The following is a 6,159-nucleotide window of genomic DNA, read 5'->3' as shown; positions in this document are numbered from 1 at the left end:
ATTATCTCTCCCCAAATCTTCCCTCTTAACCTTTTCTCTCTTACCTTCTGTCTCCTGTCTCCAGTATAGCTGTCTCCTAGTCAAAAAAACTTGATATTTATATGAAGATACGGTTAGGGGTTCTATATATGATATGAAATCCGGTTATACAGTTATCACACTTTCTACTTCCATTCAATGCAGACATAAAATCCTGGAATATCCCCAGATAATTCCCACTCTCATCTTTCCTTTCTCCTGACTCGGTCCTCCGCTCATTATAGGATAACTAATTATCCGGAGACTATATTAGGAGAAATAGTAGACCATATTTCTCTTACTTTTTCCTTCTCCATACCACAAAATAGTCAATCTATCAATCTGCCGAAAAATTAGGCGAGGAATATTAGTCATTCATGGTAAAAGAACTGAAGAGTCTTTGCCTCTCAAAACAACGAGATTGTAGGTATTTGGAGCTTAATTTTTTAAAAAAGTAATAAATGTCCTTTGGATTATAATATTATTTAGAATATCACAAAACCTAGCTTAAGTGCTAAAAATATTGAAACCTCGTTAAGTTAATCAGAGAAATTTTCTGATTTTTTGTCATCAACCCCTGACAAAATTAAAAATTTTCAAACTAAAAGACTAAAATTCATAACTAAAACTTAAGGATAAACCTAAATTTGTGAGATATGGCAATTTTTGTAGCGATCGCTTAACAAGCAAGATATTTCCTATAAAATATAATGACTAATTATTCAGGCATAACTTCAAACATCAAAGAAATAGACATTACCAAAACCCTCCAATACTTAGCTAGTGGTTTAGTGGAGTGGGAAAAGTTAGATTTGGATAAGCGCAATGAACTTTCAAAAGCTCTCCCCATTGGAATATCGAAAATATTGGCAATTTCAATATTTAGAATTAAATTTTCGGAAATATTGTCAATTTTTTTAGTTTGGATTGAATATTTTGAAAAGCCGTAGAGACCTGAAAATTATGGCAAAATATAAGGGAAAAGAAGAAAGGGAAAAATAAAGGAGACAATTAATCTCGATCGTGAAATCTAAAAATTATATTCAGATATAGAAATAGTTACTAATGATTGGAATTCAATCTTTTGATTTGGTATTTCATATCATACATACATATAACAGGGAACAGTAGGAAAAACATTTATCTTTATTCGCTTCATCATCAGCATCAGTCAAACGTCAACTCGTTCGCGTGTTATAATATAATGCTAAAAATGTAAGAAAGCCTGAGCCATGCAACTTAGCATTGGTGTCAGGCTTTAGGTACTAATCTTGCATACTTCTTTGAAACTCTTCATAACTTGCGCCATCTGGCATTATGACTCCCTGGAGAGCTACTCCATCTATACTCAAATTGGAAATATTAGCACCCAAAAGACTTGCTTCATTTAAGTCTGCAGCACTCAAAATAGCTTCTGTCAAATCAGCTCTCATTAAACTAGCTCCAATTAAATCTGCTCCTGCCATATCTGCTCTGGTAAGGTTAGCTCCAATTAAGTCTGCTTCATTAAGAATAGCGCGTCGGAAATTCACGCCATATAAGTTGGCCCCGTGCAAGTCTGTTTCACAGAGTATAGCTCTTGAGAGGTCAGCATTAATCATATTAACTTGACTAAAATTAGAACGACTTAAGTCTGCTCTGGTAAGTTTTGCTCCTGTTAAGTCAGCTTTGTTGAGTTTAGCCCCTGCCAGAATAGCTCCAGATAAATTTGCCCCACTTAGATCCGCTCCAATTAGATTAGCTCGACTAAGATTAGCTTTGGCCAGATTTACTCGACTGAGATTAGCCCGACTAAGGTTAGCACCGATTAAGTCTGCTTCAAAAAAATTAGCCCCTTCTAATTCAGCTTCTAGCAAATGTACTTCATGTAGATAAACACCACTGAAATTTCTTTCTCCTCTTGCGTACTGCCTTAATAATTCGTCTATTTTCATAATATATTCATCAAAACTTTTCTTTGAAATATACTCCCACCAGAATAGATAAACAGGATGTTATGGAAGAAGTAAGAAGGAAGAGGGAAGAGGGAAGAAGGAAAAGTCTGACATTATCTGAGTTTTACAGCGCTTTTCAAATTAATGAACCACATCTTCACATTTCAAATCTTGTAGGGACGTTCTATGGAACGTCCCTACTGTGGTTTACCCAAATGAAAACCGCTGTAATATCAAGTCTCCAGACCCAACCTGAGAAATAATTATTCATTATTAATTGCTGATAGCTGACTGCTAATAGCTGAATGCTTACCGAATAATTAAGGTAAAAATCCTCTCCCTAAAAGGAAGAGGTAATTATCAATTATTGAAAAATTTCCTGTAGATATTCACCCTTGGTTCTACATAAACAATACCAGCGGACATGATATAAATTTATAATTTTCTCTATTTCTTGTTTTTCTTTCCTTTTGTTTTATAAAAGCTATGTTTTTTTCACTGGTAGATTTTAAGTGTAGAAAACAGTTGCCGTTCAATTGTAAGCATTCAGCCATCAGCTATCAGCTATTGCTTTTAGTGAGTTATAAAAGCAATATTTAATTAAGCTAGAAAAATCTGGCTAAAAGTCAGCTCCAAAGTCTATATTCATTTAAACCTCGTCCTTAAGCACAAGGTATTATTGCTGATAGCTGATAGCTGATGGCTAATAGCTGAATGCTTAAGCTTAATTGGGTTAAAAATCCTACATTCAGTCACGCGATCTGCAATTATTTCTGTTTTAATCCCCTAAAAATTAAATCTAAAATCTGATTCAATTTCAGAATTTAATTTCATAGATTATCTGAAGCTTTCATAAGGAAATTTACCTTTTTCAGAGTCAAACCACTGATGCAAAAGTTTGGTATTTTCATCACTAGCAATAGTACTATCAACAAATTTATCCCAACCTGGATTTTGTAATGGCAAAATACAACCATAATTTTCAAAAGTAAAGGGAATTTTAGGTATTAGTTCAAACTCATTAATATTTTTTTTTTGTTGCCTAATTTCTCCTAGTAATAAAATTCCATCACTAGCAACAGCATCAATTTTACCATTATCTAATTGACTAATACCTTCAGCTCTGTTGGAAACTGACTGCCAATTTGCATTCGGATAAGTAGGGCGAAATTCCTCATCAGTAGTTGATCCTGCTAAAAATCCTATGGATACTTTTCCAGTAGTACCTTTCATGGGGTCAAATCTTTCTACATCTGTTTTTCTTACTAACAATTGAATGCCTGTAGTAAAAAAAGGAATAGAAAAATCTACTATTTTTTCTCTCGCATTATTAATAGTTGTAGCAGCACAGACAATTTCTAATTTTCTATCTTGGATTAGTTCAAAACGGTTTTCTAGAGATACTTCTTGCAATTCTAACTTGATTGATTTACCAAGTTCTTGTTCTAGACGTTGATGAATTAATTTAACCAATTCAACAGAATAACCTTCTAATTGATTGGTTTCACTGCTGATATAGCTAAAAGGAGCTGCATCACTTCTAAATCCTGCTTTTAGTACCCTAGTTTGTTGAATTTTTTCTAATACAGTTTTTTCTACAGTTTCTGCCAAAGTTGTTAGAGGAAAACTGATGAAAAATATGGTGATTAAGAAGGAAGAAGGAAGAAGGAAGAAGGAAGAAAATAACTGGAACATCAAAATTAATGAACTAATAACTTAAGTGAATTGATTCAGAAGGAAGAAGATAACTGGAATATCAAAATTAATAGATTAATAATTTCAGTATTTATGTAGAAAAGTTGACTTTTTGATAAGTATTTGATATGAAATAAAAGTTAGATAGTAAATTATACCATACTTGACAATCAAATTTCTTGATAATTGGTAACAATTTGCTATTTAAGTAGGCATTAAGATTAGAAAATCACCAAAAAACTGCTGAGGAGATAATACAATGGCAAAGGTGATTTTTTATGAAAAACCAGGCTGTAAAAATAACACCAAGCAAAAGACTTTGCTAGAAACAGCGGGTCATCAATTAGAAACTCACAACCTGTTGAAAGAAACTTGGACAAAAGATAATTTGCGTTTATTTTTTGGCGATCGCCCGGTAGTAGAGTGGTTTAACAAAGCTGCTCCAAAAGTTAAGTCTGGAGCAGTAATTCCCGAACAAACTGATGCTGAAACTGCTCTAACAATGATGCTGAATTACCCATTACTTATCCGTCGTCCTCTAATGCAAGTGGGCGATCGTAGAGAAGTGGGATTTGATGTAGAAGTTGTGAATAACTGGGTTGGTTTACAACCTGTAGATGAAACCCAGAGGGAAAAAAGTGAGGAGTTGATGGGTCAAGACTTACAAACTTGTCCAAATAGCCATCACCACTAGAATCTAACAAAGTCTATTTTTACTGATAAATTTGCTTAGGAATGAGGATTCAATAAAGTCCAGATTTTTTTTTGAATAACTCATATAATAGGGAATTTGGATAATTCAACTTGTGTAGATAATAAAATTCTCATTCCTTAATCTCTCGTTAGATATCGTTAGAAAATTTTCTAGCGGGAGATATTTTTGGTAGTGCATCAGTAAAGTGTGGCATAAGTAATTAGGTCGTTCCAACTCCAAGGAGCGATCGCCAACTCAGCTCTTTGTGCAGCAGTATTTTCTTTGCGACTATGAACCCAAATCCAATTGAAGTAGGTGATACGCCTGACGCCACGCTCCGCGAACGCCAACCTAACTCCATAACCCTGAGCATAATCAACACCTATTTCTTGCAACTTTGCTAAAATAGCCTCATTTTACACAAACTCCCCAACTGTTTCCATCCCCATCATATCACCAATATCATTAATAGCCTCCACTATTTCATACTTAATCGGAAAATGTATCTCCTTCTGCAAAAAATGAAAGTATTAAAGCTTGTTTTTAAGGTTTATTTAGATGATTCAAAGGTTTTTGACTAGGTACGCCAATTGGACGAGGATAATTGCTCGAAGTTTTATTTACTTTCTGCAAATATATACAATGACGAATACTGTTAGTTAAGGGAGTCTTAAATTCTTCAATAGTATGGATTTTTCCTCCCAAAATTTTCACAACTTCTAGCAAATTAGCCTGTTCATCAGTTGTAAAATTTCCCCGATATAAAATTGCTATACCATTTATTTTTAACATTGGCAAAGCATATTCAGCACAAACTATTGTAGGTGCAACAGCTCTTAAAAGAGCAATATCGTAAATTTCTCTGTGTTTAAACATTCGACCAATTTGTTCAATCCTGTTAGTTAAAGTTAAACAATTTTTAATAGCTAAATCTACTAGAATAGTTTCAATAAAATCAACTTTTTTCCTTATCGAATCTAGTAATGTAACAGTATATTGAGGTAAACTAATAGCAACTGGTAATCCTGGAAAACCTGCACCAGTTCCAATATCAATAACCTTTTTTTCTTCTTGAGAGTTTATCTGATTTTCTAAGATAAATTTAATCCCTCTGAGGGAATCCCAAAAATGTTTTTCCCAAAAATCTTCTGGGCTAGTAATTCTAGTTAAATTTAACTTTTCATTACCAATAAGAATCAACTGATAAAGTTGCTGAAATTGCTGCTGTTGTTCTGCTGTTGGTTGCCAATTTAATGTTTCCTGCCAAAGAGAATTCATTTCTGGCAATATCTGGGTATTATTATCATTCATTTTACTTTTGACTACTATTTTATAGAAGGAAAATAGTCTGATATTATATCATGTTCCCCCGGAGGGAGAACTACGCTATCGCTTGAATACTTATAAATAACTGTTGTGAGGAGTCAGGATTCAGGTAGGGGAGACATCGGATTGGCGACGTACAGGGGTAAGGAGAGAAGAAAGAAGAAGAAAGAAGAAGAAAGAATAAAGAGGAGGAAAAGGAGAAAGTTTTTTTCACTAATTATCCAAAAATGATATAACCGGATTTCATATAATCATAGAAAAACAGAAGAAAGTAATCTCTAGCAGCTCCTGAAATCTATTTGTTCTACTTACAATTAGGCGTTGTCAGATTAAAAGATGAATTATAGGGACAGGGTGGGAACAGGGACCTCTTTAAACTTAAGGTAATGAATCAGTCGTCGAATTGAGTGCTTTAACATTTCAACAGACTTGGAATAGCACAAGGTTTTGCCATGTATAGCGCTGTGCGCAGGCAACAGCTCCGAAAGGCAA

Annotated in this window: 6 protein-coding genes; 2 read left to right on the top strand and 4 right to left on the bottom strand. The window is 34.0% G+C overall.

All coding sequences use genetic code 11. From position 1 onward, the window contains the following. The first annotated feature begins 728 nt into the window (after positions 1 to 728). On the top strand, positions 729 to 968 hold the full coding sequence (locus F6K27_RS32015; RefSeq protein WP_124142970.1) for a hypothetical protein: 240 nt from the start codon (positions 729 to 731) through the stop codon (positions 966 to 968). 315 nt (positions 969 to 1,283) lie between these two features. Here the strand turns inward: F6K27_RS32015 and F6K27_RS32010 are convergent, their stop codons facing one another. Next, the gene (locus tag F6K27_RS32010) at positions 1,284 to 1,952 is read right to left on the bottom strand and encodes a pentapeptide repeat-containing protein (protein ID WP_124142969.1); all 669 of its coding nucleotides are present in this window, start codon (positions 1,950 to 1,952) and stop codon (positions 1,284 to 1,286) included. Between the two features lie 837 nt (positions 1,953 to 2,789). After that, positions 2,790 to 3,563 carry an amino acid ABC transporter substrate-binding protein gene (locus F6K27_RS32005; protein WP_287276327.1) on the bottom strand — a complete coding sequence of 258 codons (774 nt, stop codon included), beginning with the start codon at positions 3,561 to 3,563 and terminating at the stop codon, positions 2,790 to 2,792. 343 nt (positions 3,564 to 3,906) lie between these two features. Here F6K27_RS32005 and F6K27_RS32000 point away from each other — a divergent pair, with 343 nt between their 5' ends. Continuing rightward, positions 3,907 to 4,341 carry an ArsC/Spx/MgsR family protein gene (locus tag F6K27_RS32000; protein ID WP_287276328.1) on the top strand — a complete coding sequence of 145 codons (435 nt, stop codon included), beginning with the start codon at positions 3,907 to 3,909 and terminating at the stop codon, positions 4,339 to 4,341. Between the two features lie 197 nt (positions 4,342 to 4,538). Here the strand turns inward: F6K27_RS32000 and F6K27_RS34500 are convergent, their stop codons facing one another. Beyond that, the gene (locus tag F6K27_RS34500; RefSeq protein ID WP_375339726.1) at positions 4,539 to 4,736 is read right to left on the bottom strand and encodes a hypothetical protein; all 198 of its coding nucleotides are present in this window, start codon (positions 4,734 to 4,736) and stop codon (positions 4,539 to 4,541) included. 148 nt (positions 4,737 to 4,884) lie between these two features. Then, a complete protein-coding gene (gene rsmG / locus F6K27_RS31990) occupies positions 4,885 to 5,652 on the bottom strand; it encodes a 16S rRNA (guanine(527)-N(7))-methyltransferase RsmG (RefSeq protein ID WP_287276329.1) in 768 nt (255 codons plus the stop codon). Positions 5,653 to 6,159 lie beyond the last annotated feature (507 nt).

This window comes from Okeania sp. SIO2F5 (assembly GCF_010692685.1).
In the GTDB taxonomy this organism is placed as follows: Bacteria; Cyanobacteriota; Cyanobacteriia; order Cyanobacteriales; family Microcoleaceae; genus Okeania; species Okeania hirsuta.
Note: the sequence above shows the minus strand (reverse complement) of the source record. Positions and strands in the feature narration are given on the sequence as shown.